The sequence below is a fragment of the Pseudomonas canadensis genome (assembly GCF_030980095.1).
Taxonomy (GTDB): domain Bacteria; phylum Pseudomonadota; class Gammaproteobacteria; order Pseudomonadales; family Pseudomonadaceae; genus Aquipseudomonas; species Aquipseudomonas canadensis.
This window is the reverse complement of sequence record NZ_CP133298.1, coordinates 6200984-6218113: the sequence shown is the minus strand read 5'-3', so window position 1 is coordinate 6218113 and position 17130 is coordinate 6200984. Positions and strand designations below refer to the sequence as shown.

18 protein-coding genes are annotated in these 17130 nt (G+C 60.9%); 9 read left to right on the top strand and 9 right to left on the bottom strand.

What is annotated here, in order from left to right; genetic code table 11:
* Positions 1 to 105 precede the first annotated feature (105 nt).
* Positions 106 to 1386: a HipA domain-containing protein gene (locus tag RB216_RS29020; RefSeq protein ID WP_308908908.1), complete on the top strand. Its 1281-nt coding sequence runs from the start codon at positions 106 to 108 to the stop codon at positions 1384 to 1386.
* Positions 1383 to 1658, top strand: a complete 276-nt coding sequence (locus RB216_RS29015; RefSeq protein ID WP_025854446.1) for a helix-turn-helix domain-containing protein — start codon at positions 1383 to 1385, stop codon at positions 1656 to 1658. Before RB216_RS29020 ends, RB216_RS29015 begins: the two co-directional genes overlap by 4 nt.
* A gap of 41 nt (positions 1659 to 1699) precedes the next feature.
* On the opposite strand, the gene RB216_RS29010 is transcribed toward RB216_RS29015, so the two are convergent.
* Genes RB216_RS29010 through RB216_RS29000 form a run of 3 tightly spaced genes read right to left on the bottom strand, consistent with a single transcriptional unit; the run spans position 1700 to position 3463 of the window.
* Positions 1700 to 2371 (bottom strand): GNAT family N-acetyltransferase, encoded by a 672-nt coding sequence (locus tag RB216_RS29010; RefSeq protein ID WP_068937797.1) that lies wholly within the window; start codon positions 2369 to 2371, stop codon positions 1700 to 1702.
* Positions 2372 to 2381: 10 nt separating this feature from the next.
* The gene (locus tag RB216_RS29005) at positions 2382 to 2828 is read right to left on the bottom strand and encodes a GNAT family N-acetyltransferase (RefSeq protein ID WP_028618528.1); all 447 of its coding nucleotides are present in this window, start codon (positions 2826 to 2828) and stop codon (positions 2382 to 2384) included.
* Positions 2825 to 3463, bottom strand: a complete 639-nt coding sequence (locus tag RB216_RS29000; protein ID WP_308908155.1) for an FMN-binding negative transcriptional regulator — start codon at positions 3461 to 3463, stop codon at positions 2825 to 2827. Before RB216_RS29000 ends, RB216_RS29005 begins: the two co-directional genes overlap by 4 nt.
* A gap of 87 nt (positions 3464 to 3550) precedes the next feature.
* Between RB216_RS29000 and pdxR the strand changes: the two genes are divergently transcribed.
* The gene (pdxR, locus tag RB216_RS28995) at positions 3551 to 5089 is read left to right on the top strand and encodes a MocR-like pyridoxine biosynthesis transcription factor PdxR (RefSeq protein ID WP_028618526.1); all 1539 of its coding nucleotides are present in this window, start codon (positions 3551 to 3553) and stop codon (positions 5087 to 5089) included.
* A 43-nt stretch (positions 5090 to 5132) separates the two neighbouring features.
* On the top strand, positions 5133 to 5501 hold the full coding sequence (locus RB216_RS28990) for a hypothetical protein (protein ID WP_308908154.1): 369 nt from the start codon (positions 5133 to 5135) through the stop codon (positions 5499 to 5501).
* Between the two features lie 13 nt (positions 5502 to 5514).
* Here the strand turns inward: RB216_RS28990 and RB216_RS28985 are convergent, their stop codons facing one another.
* The 6 genes from RB216_RS28985 to aspA all read right to left on the bottom strand — a co-directional run bounded on the left by RB216_RS28985 (position 5515) and on the right by aspA (position 13176).
* Positions 5515 to 6606 carry a polyamine ABC transporter substrate-binding protein gene (locus tag RB216_RS28985; protein WP_122687002.1) on the bottom strand — a complete coding sequence of 364 codons (1092 nt, stop codon included), beginning with the start codon at positions 6604 to 6606 and terminating at the stop codon, positions 5515 to 5517.
* Positions 6603 to 7640: a histone deacetylase family protein gene (locus RB216_RS28980; RefSeq protein WP_122687003.1), complete on the bottom strand. Its 1038-nt coding sequence runs from the start codon at positions 7638 to 7640 to the stop codon at positions 6603 to 6605. The genes RB216_RS28985 and RB216_RS28980 overlap by 4 nt, the downstream gene beginning before the upstream one ends.
* A gap of 153 nt (positions 7641 to 7793) precedes the next feature.
* On the bottom strand, positions 7794 to 8786 hold the full coding sequence (locus tag RB216_RS28975) for an AraC family transcriptional regulator (RefSeq protein ID WP_028618522.1): 993 nt from the start codon (positions 8784 to 8786) through the stop codon (positions 7794 to 7796).
* Between the two features lie 50 nt (positions 8787 to 8836).
* Positions 8837 to 9814 (bottom strand): asparaginase, encoded by a 978-nt coding sequence (locus RB216_RS28970; protein ID WP_122687004.1) that lies wholly within the window; start codon positions 9812 to 9814, stop codon positions 8837 to 8839.
* Positions 9815 to 9890: 76 nt separating this feature from the next.
* A complete protein-coding gene (locus tag RB216_RS28965; RefSeq protein ID WP_028618520.1) occupies positions 9891 to 11336 on the bottom strand; it encodes an alanine/glycine:cation symporter family protein in 1446 nt (481 codons plus the stop codon).
* A gap of 415 nt (positions 11337 to 11751) precedes the next feature.
* Complete coding sequence (gene aspA / locus RB216_RS28960; RefSeq protein ID WP_028618519.1) at positions 11752 to 13176, bottom strand: aspartate ammonia-lyase; 1425 nt, start codon at positions 13174 to 13176, stop codon at positions 11752 to 11754.
* A 182-nt stretch (positions 13177 to 13358) separates the two neighbouring features.
* On the opposite strand from aspA, the gene RB216_RS28955 reads away from it, so the two are divergent.
* The 5 genes from RB216_RS28955 (at position 13359) to RB216_RS28935 (ending at position 17128) form a co-directional block, all read left to right on the top strand.
* Entirely contained in the window at positions 13359 to 14270 is a 912-nt protein-coding gene (locus RB216_RS28955) for a LysR substrate-binding domain-containing protein (protein WP_028618518.1), read from the top strand.
* A gap of 301 nt (positions 14271 to 14571) precedes the next feature.
* Positions 14572 to 15063 carry a 5-(carboxyamino)imidazole ribonucleotide mutase gene (purE, locus tag RB216_RS28950; protein WP_003176980.1) on the top strand — a complete coding sequence of 164 codons (492 nt, stop codon included), beginning with the start codon at positions 14572 to 14574 and terminating at the stop codon, positions 15061 to 15063.
* A gap of 11 nt (positions 15064 to 15074) precedes the next feature.
* Positions 15075 to 16160, top strand: a complete 1086-nt coding sequence (locus RB216_RS28945; protein WP_308908153.1) for a 5-(carboxyamino)imidazole ribonucleotide synthase — start codon at positions 15075 to 15077, stop codon at positions 16158 to 16160.
* Positions 16161 to 16267: 107 nt separating this feature from the next.
* Positions 16268 to 16513: a GlsB/YeaQ/YmgE family stress response membrane protein gene (locus RB216_RS28940; RefSeq protein WP_028618516.1), complete on the top strand. Its 246-nt coding sequence runs from the start codon at positions 16268 to 16270 to the stop codon at positions 16511 to 16513.
* A 78-nt stretch (positions 16514 to 16591) separates the two neighbouring features.
* Positions 16592 to 17128 (top strand): DUF3299 domain-containing protein, encoded by a 537-nt coding sequence (locus RB216_RS28935; RefSeq protein ID WP_050587912.1) that lies wholly within the window; start codon positions 16592 to 16594, stop codon positions 17126 to 17128.
* Positions 17129 to 17130 lie beyond the last annotated feature (2 nt).

Here is a 17130-nt window from a genome sequence, read left to right as displayed (position 1 = left end):
CAGTTTAAGTGACGAACCTTGACTTCCAGGTGCATTAAATTGCCAATAGACACCCCTCTCAGGCTCACCCTCCAGGTTTTTGAAACGGGCCGTTGGCAGGATGCGATGACCTTGGATTTTGCCGAGCCGCAAAAAGGCTTCGACAGCCCGTGTCGTTTTGGCTACGAGTCTGACTATTTGGTCAGCCATTACGAGCAGATTGAAACCCTGTTTGCCAAGGCGGTCAGTGCAAGAGTGCCGTTGAACTGGGAGCAGGGAGCGCTAAAACAAGCCCCTGCCTTTCTGTATGACATCGCACCCGCTGGCGACGCAAAGCGCTTTCTTATGGCGCGAATTGGGCAGGATAAACCTGACGGAATCAGAGAGGATCTATTTCTGCTGGCGCGCAGTACACCCGCGCCCGTTGGCCATATGCGCGTCAAGGAAGCCCTCCAGACAGAAGATGGGCGGCGAGCGATAGGGTTCGAGCGAAAAGAGGTAGTGGGGCGCGACAATCGCTTTCTTGAGTACGCTTACGAGGAGGGCGCCGCGATTGGCGGTGCTACCGGCGCGGGGGGGGAAGCGCCTAAATTGTTGCTGGCGCAAAGCCGTGAAGGACTGCTGTATCCCGATGCTGTGCTGGCCGATGAGCAGGTGAGCCAGCACTGGTTTGTCAAGTTTTCCCGAAACAAGGGTTTGCAAAGCGACCAAGACATCCTTCGAAGTGAGTACCACTATTACAAGGCCATTCAGGCGCTTGGAATTGATACCGTCGCGGCCGAGGGCCTGACGCTTGAGGACGCCGACGGGATTAAACCGAGCTTATGGATGCATCGATTCGACCGCAGTGTCGGTGCCCAAGGGGTCAAACGTTTAGCGGTCGAGTCGATATTCTCATTGTCGGGTATAGCAGTTGACGCCGCTGGCATGAACCATATGAGTGTGCTGGAAATGCTAGTCGGGTTTTGGCGCGCAGCGGGCCAGGATGAGCAGGTGACTGACCTCGTAGCCGAGTACTTGCGCCGCGATTTGCTGAACAAGATTTTGGGTAATTCAGACAATCACGGGCGCAACATCTCGATCATCCGCGGTGATGACAGCCTGCGTCTGGCTCCAATTTACGATCTGGCGCCTATGGTCATGGATGACGCAGGCATCAGCCGCTCGACCAAATGGCCGCGCTCATTGGAGTTGGCAGGTGAGGTTGATTGGCGTGGCGTTTGTGATGCCCTTTCGCAATTTGTCGATCCTGCACTGGCCTTTGAACGCCTGCGCCAAGATGCAGAACACCTACGAGCACTACCCGACATCCTGGTTGCCAGCGGTCTACCGGAAGTCACCTTGAACCATCCACAAATTGGCTTGCGTGACCTTGATCAGCGCTTGAAAACCTGGGGGTTGAGATGAGCCTTTCGATTGATCAGCGGGCGCGCGTCATTGAGAGTATTGAACAAGGCCTAACCAATGGTTCGCTTGAGATAGGCGACGCCGTACGCCGTCTGCGCACCGAAGTCACTGGCCTGCACCAAAGCCAATTTGCCAGGATGTGCAAAATCTCGGTGCGGACCTTGGTGCATATCGAGCATGGCGAGGGCAATCAGACCCTGAAGTCGCTGAATGCGGTGTTCAGGCCGTTCGGGTTGAGGATGGGCGTGGTGAAGGTTCGGCGCGATCTTTGACGCGACTGTTCCCACCCCTGTGGGAACAATCCTCTACATCATCAGGCCCGGCACTGCGCCAGGCTTTTCACCTGCCCGTCACCGCTCTGATTGGCCTGCGACAACCACTCCTCAAAACCCGCCTCAATCTTCGGCCACTCCGAATCGATGATCGAGTACCACGCGGTATCCCGGTTCTTGCCTTTCACCACTGTGTGCTGGCGGAACACGCCCTCAAAGCTGAACCCCAATCGCTCGGCTGCGTATTTGGAACGGCCATTGGCGTTGTTGCACTTCCACTCCAGGCGGCGGTTGCCTTGGTCGAACGCGTATTTGGCCAGCAGGTATACCGCCTCGGTGCTTTTCGGCGAGCGCTGCATCGGCGCGCCAAAGGTGACGTGGCCGATTTCAATGCGACCTTGCTCGGGGACGATGGACATCAGGCTGAGTAGACCCTGAACCTGGCCGGTGACGCGGTCGATCACACTGAAGAAATACGGGTCTTTGTGGGCCGCGTGGTTGTTCAGCCAGTCATTGAAGGCGCTGCGCTCCGGGAATGGGCCGTAGGGCAAGTAATCCCACAGTTTCGGGTCGGCATTGGGACCTTGCAGCGCTTGAAATAAATCATCGCCATGGCGCGTGGGGTCGAGTTTTTCCAGGCGGATAAAACGCCCTTCAAGCAGTTGCACGGTCGGTGCCGGGACGCCTTTCCAGTCGGCGAGAGAAGTGGACATGCTGCGCTCCTTAAAGGCCTTTGCGAAATTGGATGAAACCCGGGCGTTCGGCGATGCGTTCGTACAGCTGGATCGCGGTGGCGTTGGTTTCGTGGGTCAGCCAGTGCACCTTGGCACATCCATCGGCCTTGGCGGTGGTGTAGACGAATTCGATCAGCTTGCGGCCGACACCGGTGCCGCGTTGGGCCGGATCCACCAACAGATCCTGCAGGTAGCAGGAGTTTTCGATGCTCCAGTTGGAACGATGGTAGATGAAGTTGACCATGCCCACCGCCTTGCCATCCTGCCAGGCCAGCGCCGAATGGGTCGGCTCGTTGGCGTCGATCAGGCGTTGCCACGTGCTTTGGCTCACAGCGTCCGGCAGTTCGGTGTTGTAGAACGTCAAATATGCCTGCCACAACGGCAACCACGCGGCGTGGTCGGCGGCGGTGACGGGGCGGATGTCGATCGGGCTCATTCAGAAGCTCCTTGGGGAATAAAGCGGGCGAGGGTCTGGTCGCGCACGTCGGGGCTGGCGGCCAGGCCTTCGCGTACGCCAGCCATGTCGGCCGGGCTGCGGTTCTGGCTGAGTTTGCGTTTGCCGATCAGGCGCTCCACCGGCAGGGCGAAGCCGACGATGGCCTTGAGCATGCCGTCAATGTAGTCAGCCGGGGCGTCGCTGACTTTCCAGGGCTGGGCGCGCCCTTCTTCATGGCGATCCGTCAGCGCCGTGACCACGCTGAGCAAGCGCTCGGCGTCGCTGAACACCTCAGGTGTGCCATAGGCGTGCACCGCGATGTAGTTCCAGGTGGGCACCACTTTGCCGTGCTCGGCCTTGGCTGGGTAAAACGCCGGGCTGATATAGGCCTCGGCACCGGCAAAAATGACCAGGGCTTCGCTACCGTTCTGCAAATCCCTCCACTGAGGATTGGCTTTGGCCAGGTGCCCGTACAGCGTGCCGTTCGCGCCCTCATCGGGGTTAAGCAACAGCGATAAGTGGCTGGCCAGCAAGCCTTGCTCACCAACGGTCACAAGCTGTGCCAGGCGAGTGTGCTGGATCAGTTGCTGGATTTCGGGCAAATCATCGAGGGCAAAGGCGCGCGGTGTGTACATGCAAATATTCCTTGGCGAATGCTTGCATCCTAGGCAGGCTAATGGCTGGTTTAAAGATCCATCTGGCAGCCATTTCATAGGTCCAATATGTCGCCTGTCTCACCGCCCTTGTCGTTCAACCCCGCCGGTATTGAGCTGGACCGCCGCCAAGGGCTGACGCGCCAGCTGTATGAAGCCCTGCGCCAGCGCGTGCTGGACGGGCGGCTGGTCAGCGGCACGCGCTTGCCGGCTACCCGTGACTTGGCGGCAGCGTTGTCGATTTCCCGTAACAGCGTGGTGCGCGCCTATGACCAGTTGTATGCGGAGGGGTTTATTGAGAGTCGGGTCGGTGACGGCACTTACGTCGCCCAATTGCCCACGGCTAAAAAACTATCCACAAAAGTATCCACAGGGTTATCGACAGGCTTATCCCCAGCCTTATCCACAAAATGGGCCAATTTACCGCAGGATCTGGACAGTGAAGTTATCCACAGCGGGGGCTTGGCGCAGATAAAAACCAACCATCTGCCCCAGCCTCCAGCGGGACCGCCACGGGCATTTCGGGTAGGCGTACCGGCGTTCGATCTGTTCCCATTTGAGGTATGGGCCAAGCTGAACGGGGCGTTTTGGCGCAAGCCGGACCTGGAACAACTCTGTTACGGCGACCCGGCGGGCGACGGTCGCTTGCGCGGTTTGATCGCCGCCTACCTGCGTAGCTCACGGGGCATGCAGTGCACGGCTGAACAAATAGTGATCACCAGTGGCGCGCAGCAGGCGATCAGCCTTTGTGCACAGTTGCTGGTAGAGCGCGGTGACGGCGTGGCGGTGGAAAACCCTGGCTATCGCGCAGCCGGGCATGCGTTCGCCCTGGCAGGCGGAAAGTTGCACGGCGTGCCGGTGGATGGCGAGGGCATTGATTGCCAGGTGCTCAACACCCTGCAGGGCTGCCGGGTGGCTTACGTCACGCCGTCCCATCAGTATCCGTTGGGGGTGGTGATGAGCCTGGCGCGACGCCTGGAATTGCTCGCCTGGGCCGAGCGCACGGGTGGCTGGATCATCGAGGATGACTACGACGGCGAGTACCGTTACAGCGGCGCACCGTTGTCGCCCCTGGCGGCCCTGGATCGTAGCGGAAGGGTGCTCTACGTCGGTACTTTCGGCAAGGTGGCGTTTCCCGCGTTGCGCCTGGGCTATCTGGTTTTGCCGGTGGGACTGGTGGACGCATTTTCCCGGCGGCGTGCGGTGGACATGCGCCATTCCGAAGTGAGTACCCAGGCGGTGATGGCCGAGTTCATGGCGGCCGGGCATTTCCAGCGGCATATCCGGCGTATGCGCCGAGCCGCACTCAGTCGGCGTAACGCATTGCTGAACGGCTGGCCAAGCGAGCTGCCGGGCGTGGACAACCTGCCAAATACGGCCGCTGGGTTGCACCTTACCGTGCGGGTGGACAGCCTGGCCCGCGAACACCAATTGGTGGAGCAGGCCCGCGCCGTGGAGGTGGAGGTCAATGGCCTGAGCAGCTATTGGCTACCCGACTCCAGCACCCCGCCCGATCAGCGTGCCGGGCTGGTGCTGGGGTTTGCCGCAGTGCCGGAGGCGGCGATCAGCCAGGCGTTGGGTCGATTGCGCGAGGCCTGGACAGGTTAGGCGACGGGCTTAGGCGGTATAGCGTTGAGGAACCGCTACGTCTGTGACCGAAGTACGCGAGTCAACTACCTACCGACATACCGAAAGGATGGCCCTCTACCTTGGCGTTGATAGCCGGGGCATTGTGCTCGCGGCGCCTAAGGTCCCCGAAACGATTGAGGGTAAGACGGATTACTTGCAGGAGTACGAGGTTCAGGACCTCAGCGCGGGCAACAAGCCTTTGTGGTATGCGCATTTTCACTATGCCAGTCTGCAAGCCCCTGACCAGCAACCGACTGCCGCTCACCTGAAAACGGCGGCCCAGCGCAGGCTGAGCCGCGAGTATGAAAACAATACCGGCCAAAGGGTTTATCGCGGGCCCCTCGCCAATGCGGCGGCTCGCGAGATTTTCCTGGGGAGCCCCGTGGCTTGAGAGGCGACGCTCGTTACGTGCCCGACTTGATCTTGGTCCAGGCCCGCGTCCTGGCGCGTTCCGCATCTCGGCCCAGCGGCTTCAAGGTATACAGCGTGGCCATCGCCGCCTCGGTGGGGTACAGGTTGGGGTTGTTGCGGATTGCTGCATCGACCTGCTCGGTAGCGTCCTTGTTCGGGTTGGGGTAGCCGACGAAATCGCTGATTGGGGCGATCACCTGCGGTTGCAGCAGGTAGTTAATAAAGGTGTAGGCGTCCTGCGGGTTTTTCGCACCTTTGGGAATGGCGAGCATGTCGAACCAGATCGGCGCGCCTTCTTTGGGCAGGCGCATGTCTACGGTCACGCCGTTCTTGGCCTCCTTGGCCCGGTTGGCGGCCTGGGAGAAGCTGCCGGAATAGCCGACGGCCACGCAGATGTCACCGTTGGCGATGTCGGCCATGTACTTGGACGAGTGGAAATAGGTGATGTACGGGCGGATTTTCATTAGCAGCGCTTCGGCTTTCTCATAATCTTTGGGGTTGCTGCTGTTGGGGTCCAGGCCCAAGTGTTGCAGGGCCAGGGGCAGGATTTCCGAAGGCGAGTCCAGCAGGGCGACACCACATTGCTTGAGCTTGCTGATGTTCTCTTCCTTGAAAATCAGGTCCCAGCTGTCGACCGGTGCGTCGCTGCCCAACGCTGCATTGACCTTGTCGGGGTTGAAGCCGATCAGGATGGTGCCGTACATGTAGGGCACGGCGAATTTGTTGCCCGGGTCATTGGCTTCGATCAGCTTCATCAGCTTGGGGTCGAGGTGGTTCCAGTTGGGCAGTTGGCTGCGGTCCAGCGGTTGGAAAACTCCGGCCTCGATTTGCTTGGCCAGGAACACATTGGACGGCACTACCACGTCATAGCCGGAGTTTCCGGTGAGCAGTTTGGCTTCCAAGGCTTCGTTGGTATCGAAGATGTCGTACACCAATTTGACCGTCGGGTTTTGTGTCTTGAAGTCTTCGAGCGCTTTGGGTGTGATGTAGTCGAACCAGTTGTAGACCCGCAGGGTTTTCTCTTCGGCGTGGGCCGCGCCGCCGAGAACGGCAGCGCAGAGGGCAACGTACTTGAGCATCTTCATGGTGCTGATCCTTGTTCGAAACCTTCGAGGACGTTAACGGCGTTGATGCCGATTTCTTCGACGGCGTAGCCGCCTTCCATCACGAACAGCGTGGGTTTGCCCAGGCGGGCGATACGTGCGCCCATCGCCAGGTAGTCCGGGCTGTCGAGTTTGAACTGCGAGATAGGGTCGTCCTTGAAGGTGTCCACGCCCAGGGATACGACGATGATGTCGGCGCCATAGCGTTCAATCTCGGCGCAGGCCTCTTCAAGCGCTGTGCTCCACTGGTCCCAGCCGGAACCTGCCGGCAGCGGGTAATTGAAGTTGAAGCCTTCACCTGCACCTTCGCCCAACTCATCGGCATAACCGAGAAAAAACGGGAACTCTGCTTCCGGGTGGCCGTGGATCGAGGTGAACAGCACGTCGCTGCGCGCATAGAAAATCGACTGCGTGCCGTTGCCGTGGTGGTAGTCGACGTCGAGGATCGCGACCTTCTGGTGGCCGTGATCGAGAAAGGCCTGGGCGGCGATGGCGGCGTTGTTGAGGTAGCAATAACCGCCCATCAAATCGCTGGCAGCGTGATGGCCTGGCGGGCGACACAGCGCGAAAGCACTGTGCGCGCCTTGCTGGATCGCCTGTTGCGCCGTGAGCGCCACTTGCGCCGCGCTATAAGCTGCTTGCCAGGTGCCGGCGGTGATCGGCGCGCCGCCGTCGAAACTGTAGTAACCGAGTTGGCCGTGCAGGCTGGTGGGCAACACACGGCGCAAGGTGCGAGCGGGCCAGGTGTAGGGCAACAGGTCGCCGTCCTGGCCGTAGGCGGTCCAGCGTTGCCAGGCGCCTTGGAAGAAGTCGAGGTAGTCGCGGCTGTGGATGCGTTGCAGCGGTGCCAAGCCTAAGTCCTGCGGGGCGTGGACCGGGCCCAGTTCGCGGTCTTTTACCCGTTGCAGCACGTGATCGGCCCGCGAGGGCATTTCGAAGCAGGGCATCAGTTGCCCGTCCATCAGTTCACAACGGCCGTGGTGCAGGTGGTGATCGTCTGAGTAGATCGTCAGCATTTGTTGTTCTCCGCAAGCTGTGTCAGTCAATGCAGTCTTGCGGTGGGGGCGTTTTAAGAAAACGGCAAGAGCGGCCAAAAGGGGATAAATACGGCCAAATTGTGTGTCCGCAATTCGCCCCGTTAGCGCGCATCGGCGCGCCATTGCGATGCGTCAGGGGCGAAATTGACTGGGGGCCACACCACTCCAGCGTACAAATGCGTGGCGAAAGCTGGCGGTTTCACTGAAACCGAGTTGTTCGGCGATTCGGTAGATTGGCAGCTCGTCCTGCCCCAGCAACTGTTTGGCTCGGTCGAAGCGCAGCTCGTCGAGCAGTTCTTGGTAGCTGCTGCCCAAGTCATGCAGACGCCGACGCAAGGTTCGCGCGGAACAGTTCATCTGCTCAGCCAAACCTTCAATACCGGGCGCGGCGTGGAGCTGGGCGGCGAGCAGACGGCGGATTCGACCCAGCCAGGCCTGACGCCCGGTGAACTCCAGGTTCTGCTTGCGACAGCGATCGGTCACGGCTTGATGGGTGACGGCGTCGGCCAATGGCAGCGGCTGGTCGAGCCAGCGCTTATCAAACGCGAAGGCGTTGGCGCTGGCTTCAAAATGCAGCGAGCACGCGAAGCACTCGTGGTAGCGCGCGTGATAGTCCGGCGCGCTGTATTCGAAACACGCACCGAGTAACGGCAGCGGCTGGCCCAGCAGGTCGTCGCAGATGAGTTTCAGCGAAACCAGGCAGAATTCGACGTTGAACATTTCCAGCGCGGGCGTTTCCCGGTAATCGGCGGCAGTCAGCCAGATACGTTCACCGTCGTTTTCCAGGCTCAGCTCGAAAAGTGTTCCCAACAGCGCCGGGTAGCGCAGAGCCAGGCGCAAAGCGTCACCGAAGGTGGCACAGGTGAGCAGGGCATAACCGAGCATGCCGTAGGACGACACATGCATCTTGCGGCCCAATTCGAGGCCAATATCCCGCCGCAGCGCGACTGCATTGGTACATACACGCATCTCCTGGTTGGTGGTGATGCAGGCGTCGGCGCGGCTCAAGTCGGCGGCGCAAATGCCGCTGCCCGCGAGCAACGTTTCAGCGGGCAAGCCTTCGGCCTTGAACGCATTAATGACCAGCGAGACGGCGTTGAGGGTGGTGAGATGGGAGTGCAACATAGAGTCTTCCAGCCACGGGATGGCTGGAAGAGGAGCAAGTTACATGCCGCTCAGCGCAACTCGCCGCACAGGTCCAGCTCCACCAGGCGGCGGACTTCCTGGGTAGCGAGCCCGGCACCGATCAGCGCATTGAGCTTGCCGAACGCTGCTTCCCGGGTCATGCCGCCGCCGGACAAGACGCCCACGCCGCGCAGGCGACTGCCGGCTTCGTAGACGTCCAGCTCTACGCCGCCTTCGTGGCACTGGGTGATGGCTACGACCACAATCCCTTCAGTCTGCGCGCGTTGCAGGCTGGCGAGGAACGCGGGGTTGTCGCTTGGCCCGGTGCCGCTGCCGAAGCATTCAAGGATCAGTGCCTGGATGCCGCTGTCGATCAGCGCATCCAGTTGCGCGGCAGCAATCCCAGGCACCAGCGGCAGCACGCCGACATTGGCCAACGCTTTCGGCTGGCGAAAATGCAGCGCCGCCGGGATTACATCGGCCTGGGCCACGCCGCCGTTGCGTTGCAATGCGGCAAACGGATGACGGCCAAAACTGCGGATCTTCGCGCAGCGGGTCGGCGCCATCAGCGCGCCATGGAAATACAGGTGAACGCCGGGCGCCAGGCCTGCCCCCAGGGCAATCAGCGCGCCGCTGACGTTTTCCCAGGCATCGCTGTCGGGCACGCCGGCGGGCAACATCGAGCCGGTAAACACCACTGGCGCAGGCAGGCCGAGCAATTGGAAGCTCATGGCCGCCGCGCTGTAGGCCAGGGTGTCGGTGCCATGCAGGATCAGTACGCCATCGCAGCCTTCATCCACTGCCTCGACCACGGCCGTGCGCAAACGCTGCCAGTAGTCTGGGGTCATGTTGGCGCTATCGATCAGTGGCGACATTTCGCGAAAACGCCAGTTGGGCAGTTGCTCGTTGGCAAGCTGTTCGCGCATGCGGGCTTCGAAGCCGGATGCGGGGGCCAGGCCATTGGCGCTGGCCTGCATGCCGATGGTGCCGCCGGTGTAGAGCACCATGACGTTGTTGGATGCTGACATTGAGATTCTCCTGAACGAAAAACGCCGCCGGGCCCAGAGCATGCCCAAGGCGAGGCGGCGTGTCATCTATCTACGCTTAGCGTTGCGTTTGAGCGTTCAGCTCTGCCGATGGCGCCGCTTCCGGTTTTACCGGATTGGCCGGCCAGGCCTTACGGTCCAGGTCCAGGTCAGGGAATTGACTGGAGTCGAACACCGGGGTCTTGATGCCCGCTGCGCGCTGGTTGTCGTAGTCGTTCAGGATGCGCATGGCGATCTTGAACAGGAACGCCAGGGCGAACAGGTTGACGAACGCGAGCATGGTCATGGTGATGTCAGCGAAGGCGAACACGGTGCTCAGGTTCTCGATGGAACCCCAGAAAATCAACACAAGCACCAGTGCGCGGTAGCCCATCAGCACCTTGCGGTTGTTACCGACCAGGAAGCGCAGGTTGCTCTCGCCGAGGTAGTAGTTGTACATGATCGAAGTGAACACGAACAACGCCAGGGCCACGGAGATGAACATGCGGCCCCAGTCGCCGACCACAGCGGCCAGGGAGTTCTGGGTCAGGGCAATGCCGTCGCCTTCAAAGCCTGGGGTGTAGAAGCCGGATAGCAGGATCAGCAGCGCAGTACAGGTGCAGATCACGAAGGTGTCGAGGAACACGCTGAACGCCTGAACCACGCCCTGGGCGATCGGGTGCTCCACGGAAGCCACCGCCGCCACGTTAGGCGCACTGCCCAGACCGGCTTCGTTGGCGAATACGCCGCGCTTTACGCCCATGATAATTGCACTGCCGACCAGGCCACCGAAGGCTTGGTCGAGACCGAAAGCACTCTTGACGATGGTCGCGAGCATGGCCGGAACGTGGTCGAATTGCAGCACGATCACATACAGGGTCACGGCGATGTACACCAAGGTCTTGACCGGCACCAGCAGGTCGGCAATCGAGGCAATACGCTTGATCCCGCCGATGAACACCAGGCCCAGCAATACAGCCAGCGCTAGGCCGGTGTAGGTGGTGTCGAGGCCGAAGGCGTTGTTCAGCGAGTGAGTCACGGCGTGGGCTTGCAGGCCATTGAACGCAAAACCAAAGGTCACCAGCAGCAGGAAGGCCATGACCATACCCAGCCAGCGCTTCTGCAGGCCGTGCTGGATGTAGTAGGCCGGGCCGCCACGGAAGGTGCCTTCGGCGTCAGTGCGTTTGTACAACTGGCCGAGGGAGCACTCGATGAAGCTCGAAGACATGCCCACCAACGCGGTGACCCACATCCAGAACACGGCACCGGGGCCACCCAGGGTCACGGCAATGCCGACGCCGGCAATGTTGCCTGCACCCACACGGCCGGCCAGGCTGAGCATCAGCGCCTGGAAGGAGCTGAGCTGACCGGAGCTGCTCTTCAGGCTGTCTTTGAACACCGAGAACATGTGGAAGAAGTGACGCAGTTGAACGAAACGCGAGCGAATCGTGAAATAACCGCCGAGCCCGACAATGAGCACGATCAGTACTTTCCCTGAGAGGAAGTCGTTGATGACTTCGAGCATGGAGTGTTCCTCGCTGATTTTTCTAATGGCAAACGCAGGACGGTCCGACCACGCCGCATGGCACCAGGCAGTGCGCGGCAGTTCGACCCCAATCCTTTTGCGGGTTGTTATTCATGCGGTTTCGCGCTGTATCCGGGCCTCGTTACCGACGGCCGCAGACGCGAAGAGGGGCGGCACTATACCTAGGCGAACGGGATCCGTCTGCCCGAGGCGATTAAAGGTTTGTAGGAGCGAGCTTGCTCGCGAAGGTCGTGAACGATAATGCGTACCTCCTGGATGGACGTGGTGTCTTGCCGTTTTTCGCGAGCAAGCTCGCTCCTACAAGCAAAAAAAAGGGCCTGAAGAACGAGCCTTCAGGCCCTCAAAAGGTGAGAGGTGTCTAGTCCCTCAACCTGGTGAGCGGTGCAACAAACACTTAGGCCTTCAGCGGGACCAAACGTGGAGCGATCATGTTTTCGGGGCGCAGGATGTCGTCGAGCATGGCATCGTCGAGCAAGCCTTCTTCACGCACCAGTTCCAGCACGCCGCGGCCGCTTTCGAGGGCGATACGGGCGATGCGGGTGGCGTTTTCATAGCCGATGTACGGGTTCAGCGCGGTGACCAGGCCGATGGAGTGCTCGACCAGTTCGCGGCAGCGTGCTTCGTTGGCGGTGATGCCGACGATGCAGTGCTCGCGCAGCATGTCCATGGCGCGTTGCAGCAGGCGGATCGAGTCGAAGATCTTGAAGGCGATCAGCGGCTCCATCACGTTCAACTGCAATTGGCCGCCTTCGGCTGCCATGGTCAGGGCCAGGTCGTTACCGATGACCTGGAATGCAACCTGGTTCACGGCTTCCGGGATCACCGGGTTGACCTTGCCGGGCATGATCGAGCTGCCTGGCTGGCGGGCCGGCAGGTTGATCTCGTTGATGCCGGTACGTGGGCCGCTGGACAGCAGGCGCAAGTCGTTGCAGATCTTCGACAGCTTCACCGCGGTACGCTTGAGCATGCCGGAGAACAGCACGAAGGCGCCCATGTCGGAGGTGGCTTCGATCAGGTCGGCTGCCGGCACCAGCGGCTGGCCGCTGATGGTGGCCAGGCGTTGTACGGCCAGGGCCTGGTAGCGTGGGTCGGCGTTGATGCCGGTGCCGATGGCGGTGCCGCCCAGGTTCACTTCGGTCAGCAGCTCTGGTGCCAAGGTTTTCAGACGGGCCAGGTCTTCGCTCAGGGTGGTGGCGAAGGCACGGAATTCCTGGCCGAGGGTCATCGGCACGGCGTCTTGCAATTGGGTGCGGCCCATTTTCAGCACATGGCCGAACTCGACGCCTTTGGCGGCGAAGGCTTGGATCAGGCTGTCGAGGCTGGCCAGCAGCGCGTCATGGCCCAGCAGCAGACCCAGGCGGATCGCGGTTGGGTAGGCGTCGTTGGTCGACTGCGCCATGTTCACGTCGTTGTTCGGATGCAGGTACTGGTATTCGCCCTTGTTGTGGCCCATGGCCTCCAACGCGATGTTGGCGATGACTTCGTTGGCATTCATGTTGGTTGAAGTGCCAGCGCCGCCTTGAATCATGTCCACCACGAACTCTTCATGGAAATCGCCGCGGATCAGACGGGCACAGGCTTCGCTGATGGCAGCGTGCTTGGCTTCGCTGAGCTGACCCAGCTCGCGGTTGGCGTCAGCCGCCGCTTGCTTGACCATTGCCAGACCGACCACCAATTTCGGGTAATGCGAAATCGGAACGCCCGAGAGGCGGAAGTTGTTCACCGCTCGCAGGGTCTGGATGCCGTAATACGCTTGAGCCGGTACTTCAAGTACGCCAAGCAGGTCTTTTTCGGTACGGAATGATGCAGCAGAGGACATGACGGAAATCATCTCGATAGGGACCCGGAACTGGCCGGAACGCTGCGAATGCTAGGCTTGTGGAAGTTTTTGGGCCAATGCTGTTAAACACTGGCCTATGCACAAACGGCATAATGCAGGTGTGACCCGGTTATCATGGCGGGCGTGTGTGCCAAAATGGTGCGTATCCACGGGAGGCAGCAATGAACCTTGAGAGCAAATGGCTGGAAGACTTCAGCGCCTTGGCGGCCACCCGCAGCTTTTCCCAGGCGGCAGAGCGACGCTTCGTGACCCAGCCGGCGTTCAGCCGCCGTATCCGCAGCCTTGAAGCGGCGTTGGGCCTGACCCTGGTCAACCGCTCGCGCACGCCGGTGGAGCTGACGGCGGCAGGGCAGTTGTTCTTGGTCACTGCGCGCACAGTGGTCGAGCAGCTCGGTGAAGTGCTGCGCCATTTGCATCACTTGGAAGGCGGGCAGGGCGAAGTCATGCAAGTGGCGGCGGCTCACTCCTTGGCGCTGGGTTTCTTCCCACGCTGGATTGCGCAATTGCGTAACGAAGGCTTGAACATTGCCACGCGTTTGGTCGCCACTAACGTCGGTGATGCCGTGCATGCCCTGCGCGAAGGCGGTTGTGACCTGATGCTGGCGTTCTACGATCCGGATGCGGCGATGCAGATGGACTCGGAAATCTTCCCCTCCCTGCACCTGGGCAACACTGAAATGCTGCCGGTATGCGCCGCCGATGCCGATGGCAAGCCGCTGTTCGACCTGGAAGGCGAGGGCAGCGTGCCGTTGTTGGCCTATAGCGCCGGTGCGTTTCTTGGCCGTTCGGTGCACCTGCTGTTGCGCCAGCGCGCCCTACGCTTCACCACCGTGTATGAAACCGCCATGGCTGACAGCCTCAAGAGCATGGCTTTGGAAGGGCTGGGCATCGCCTGGGTGCCGCAGCTGAGCGTACGGGCGGAGTTGGCGCGCGGTGAGCTGGTGGTGTGCGGCGGCCCGCAATGGCATGTTCCGCTGGAAATTCGCCTGTATCGCTGTGCCTTGGTGCGTAAGGCAAATGTGCGATTGTTGTGGCGCAAGTTGGAAGGTGGGGCCGCTGCCGAACGCGCCTGACTGTAGGAGCCGGCGTGCCGGCGATCACGGTGGGTCGGCGAGCCTTATAGTGGCTGGCACACCGCTTTCGCCGGCAAGGAGTGGGGTGCTTTCGCTGACCTCAAAGTCAATAAAACCGCCGCTTTGCGCCACTGGACAGATGGTCATTCAAGGGGCTGTTTATCTGCATTATTACGGTATACTGCGCGGCCTTCGGCCGGTCCAACCGGCCTTAATTCGTACACCAAGCCACGCCGGATTTCCCGCGTGGCTTGTTGTTTTTTGACGCGCCTGCGGGCGCCCAGAGAGAAGAGGCACGACGATGAGTGCATTGGTTGGCGTGATCATGGGCTCCAAGTCCGATTGGTCCACCCTTAGCCACACCGCCGATATGCTGGAAAAACTCGGCATTCCCTACGAAGTGAAAGTGGTCTCCGCCCACCGCACTCCGGATTTGCTGTTCCAGTATGCCGATGAAGCAGAATCCCGTGGCATCGAGGTGATCATCGCCGGTGCCGGCGGTGCAGCGCACCTGCCCGGCATGTGTGCGGCCAAGACCCACCTGCCCGTGCTCGGTGTACCGGTGCAGTCGGCGATGCTCTCGGGCGTGGATTCGCTGTTGTCCATCGTGCAGATGCCGGCCGGGATCCCGGTGGCCACGCTGGCTATCGGCAAAGCGGGCGCGATCAACGCCGCGCTGTTGTCCGCCAGCATCCTGGGCGCCAAGCACCCGCAATTCCATGCGGTGCTGAAAAAATTCCGTGCTGAGCAGACAGACAGCGTGCTGGACAATCCAGACCCACGCATTGCCTGAGGTTGTTGACGATGAAAATCGGTGTAATCGGTGGCGGCCAACTGGGCCGCATGCTGGCCCTGGCGGGAACCCCGCTGGGGATGAACTTCGCTTTCCTGGACCCGGCCCCGGACGCCTGCGCGGCCGCGTTGGGTGAACACCTGCGGGCTGACTACAGCGACCCGGATCACCTGCGCCAACTGGCCGACGAAGTCGACCTGGTGACTTTTGAGTTCGAAAGCGTCCCGGCTGAAACCGTGGCCTTCCTGTTGCAGTTCGTGCCGGTGTACCCGAGCGCCGAAGCCCTGCGCATCGCTCGCGACCGCTGGTTCGAGAAAAGCATGTTCAAGGATCTGGGCATTCCGACCCCAGCCTTCGCCGACATCCAGTCCCAGGCAGACCTGGACGCAGCCGTTGCCAGCATCGGCCTGCCGGCCGTGTTGAAAACCCGCACCCTGGGTTACGACGGCAAGGGCCAGAAAGTCCTGCGCACCGCCGCTGATGTGGTGGGCACCTTTGCCGAGCTGGGCAGCGTTGCCTGCCTGCTGGAAGGCTTCGTGCCGTTCACTGGCGAAGTCTCGCTGATCGCCGTGCGTGCTCGTGATGGCGAAACCCGCTTCTACCCGTTGGTGCACAACACCCACGACAGCGGCATCCTCAAGCTGTCCGTGGCCAGCACCGACCACCCGTTGCAGGCCCTGGCGGAAGATTATTCCAGCCGTGTGCTCAAGCAGCTGGATTACGTCGGCGTGATGGCGTTCGAGTTCTTTGAAGTCGACGGTGGCCTCAAGGCCAACGAAATCGCTCCGCGCGTGCACAACTCCGGGCACTGGACCACCGAAGGCGCCGAGTGCAGCCAGTTCGAAAACCACCTGCGGGCGGTAGCGGGCTTGCCACTGGGCTCCACGGCCAAGGTCGGCGAGAGCGCCATGCTCAACTTCATCGGCACCGTGCCTGCGGTGGAAAAAGTCATCGCCATCGACGACTGCCACCTGCACCACTACGGCAAGGCCTTCAAGGCCGGGCGCAAGGTCGGCCACGCCAACCTGCGTTGCAAGGACCGCGCAACGCTGGAAGCGCAGATCCTCAAGGTTGAAGCGCTGATCGCCGAGCAATAAAGCCTCGGGTCGGCGGGAACCATTGGTTGCCGCCGTCTCTCTGATTGCAGGATGGCAAAGCCTGACTAGGCTTTGCCATGACTCACATTCAATCAGAGGGAAATGCCATGGGTATCATCGGAACCATCTTTATCGGCTTGATCGTCGGCCTGCTCGCGCGTTTCCTGAAGCCAGGCGACGACAGCATGGGCTGGATCATGACCATCCTGCTGGGTATCGCCGGCTCCCTGGCCGCGACCTACGGTGGTCAGGCCCTGGGCATCTACCAGGCGGGCCAGGGCGCCGGCTTTATCGGTGCGCTGATCGGTGCCATCGTGCTGCTGGTGATCTACGGTCTGCTGAAAAAGAAATGAGTTAAGCGACAAAGCCCTCTGCGCTGCGCAGGCGCAGAGGGCTAGAATACTCGGCACTTATACTTGCCGAGCCTCTCCATGCGCCGTCTTCTGTTGACTCTTCTTTTGCTGGGCTCCGGCCTTGCGCACGCTGGCGAATTGCCGGAAACCGACTGGCTGGACCTGATGCCGCTTTCCGACCAGAAAGCCCTCGAAGCCATGCCCGAGATCGACCACAACTCCCCCGAAGCCCAGGGCACCTTCACTGACAAAGGTGGCCTGAAGCAGAGCAAAGGCTTACCGGCGGTGATGTATTCCACCAAGACTGTGGCCGCCATGAACGGCAAGAGCATCCGCATCGGCGGTTACCCGGTGCCGCTGGAAACCGACGCTAAGGGCCGCAGCACCTTGTTCTTCCTGGTGCCGTACCCAGGTGCATGCATCCACGTGCCACCGCCGCCGCCTAACCAACTGGTGCTGGTGCGTTATCCCAAGGGATTGACGCTGGATGATATCTACACACCGCTGTGGGTCACGGGCACCCTCAAAGTCGAGAAGGTCAACAATGACCTGGCCGATGCGGCCTATGCCCTGGATGCGGTGAAAGTGCGGGCGGTCAAGGAGTCGGATCTTTAACC

What these genes read in the sequence shown, in the direction of transcription:
- RB216_RS29020 (WP_308908908.1), top strand. Translation starts at nt 106, where the DNA reads ATGACCTTGGATTTTGCCGAGCCGCAAAAAGGCTTCGACAGCCCGTGT.
- RB216_RS29015 (WP_025854446.1), top strand. Translation starts at nt 1,383, where the DNA reads ATGAGCCTTTCGATTGATCAGCGGGCGCGCGTCATTGAGAGTATTGAA.
- RB216_RS29010 (WP_068937797.1), bottom strand. Translation starts at nt 2,371, where the DNA reads ATGTCCACTTCTCTCGCCGACTGGAAAGGCGTCCCGGCACCGACCGTG.
- RB216_RS29005 (WP_028618528.1), bottom strand. Translation starts at nt 2,828, where the DNA reads ATGAGCCCGATCGACATCCGCCCCGTCACCGCCGCCGACCACGCCGCG.
- RB216_RS29000 (WP_308908155.1), bottom strand. Translation starts at nt 3,463, where the DNA reads ATGTACACACCGCGCGCCTTTGCCCTCGATGATTTGCCCGAAATCCAG.
- pdxR (WP_028618526.1), top strand. Translation starts at nt 3,551, where the DNA reads ATGTCGCCTGTCTCACCGCCCTTGTCGTTCAACCCCGCCGGTATTGAG.
- RB216_RS28985 (WP_122687002.1), bottom strand. Translation starts at nt 6,606, where the DNA reads ATGAAGATGCTCAAGTACGTTGCCCTCTGCGCTGCCGTTCTCGGCGGC.
- RB216_RS28980 (WP_122687003.1), bottom strand. Translation starts at nt 7,640, where the DNA reads ATGCTGACGATCTACTCAGACGATCACCACCTGCACCACGGCCGTTGT.
- RB216_RS28975 (WP_028618522.1), bottom strand. Translation starts at nt 8,786, where the DNA reads ATGTTGCACTCCCATCTCACCACCCTCAACGCCGTCTCGCTGGTCATT.
- RB216_RS28970 (WP_122687004.1), bottom strand. Translation starts at nt 9,814, where the DNA reads ATGTCAGCATCCAACAACGTCATGGTGCTCTACACCGGCGGCACCATC.
- RB216_RS28965 (WP_028618520.1), bottom strand. Translation starts at nt 11,336, where the DNA reads ATGCTCGAAGTCATCAACGACTTCCTCTCAGGGAAAGTACTGATCGTG.
- aspA (WP_028618519.1), bottom strand. Translation starts at nt 13,176, where the DNA reads ATGTCCTCTGCTGCATCATTCCGTACCGAAAAAGACCTGCTTGGCGTA.
- RB216_RS28955 (WP_028618518.1), top strand. Translation starts at nt 13,359, where the DNA reads ATGAACCTTGAGAGCAAATGGCTGGAAGACTTCAGCGCCTTGGCGGCC.
- purE (WP_003176980.1), top strand. Translation starts at nt 14,572, where the DNA reads ATGAGTGCATTGGTTGGCGTGATCATGGGCTCCAAGTCCGATTGGTCC.
- RB216_RS28945 (WP_308908153.1), top strand. Translation starts at nt 15,075, where the DNA reads ATGAAAATCGGTGTAATCGGTGGCGGCCAACTGGGCCGCATGCTGGCC.
- RB216_RS28940 (WP_028618516.1), top strand. Translation starts at nt 16,268, where the DNA reads ATGGGTATCATCGGAACCATCTTTATCGGCTTGATCGTCGGCCTGCTC.
- RB216_RS28935 (WP_050587912.1), top strand. Translation starts at nt 16,592, where the DNA reads ATGCGCCGTCTTCTGTTGACTCTTCTTTTGCTGGGCTCCGGCCTTGCG.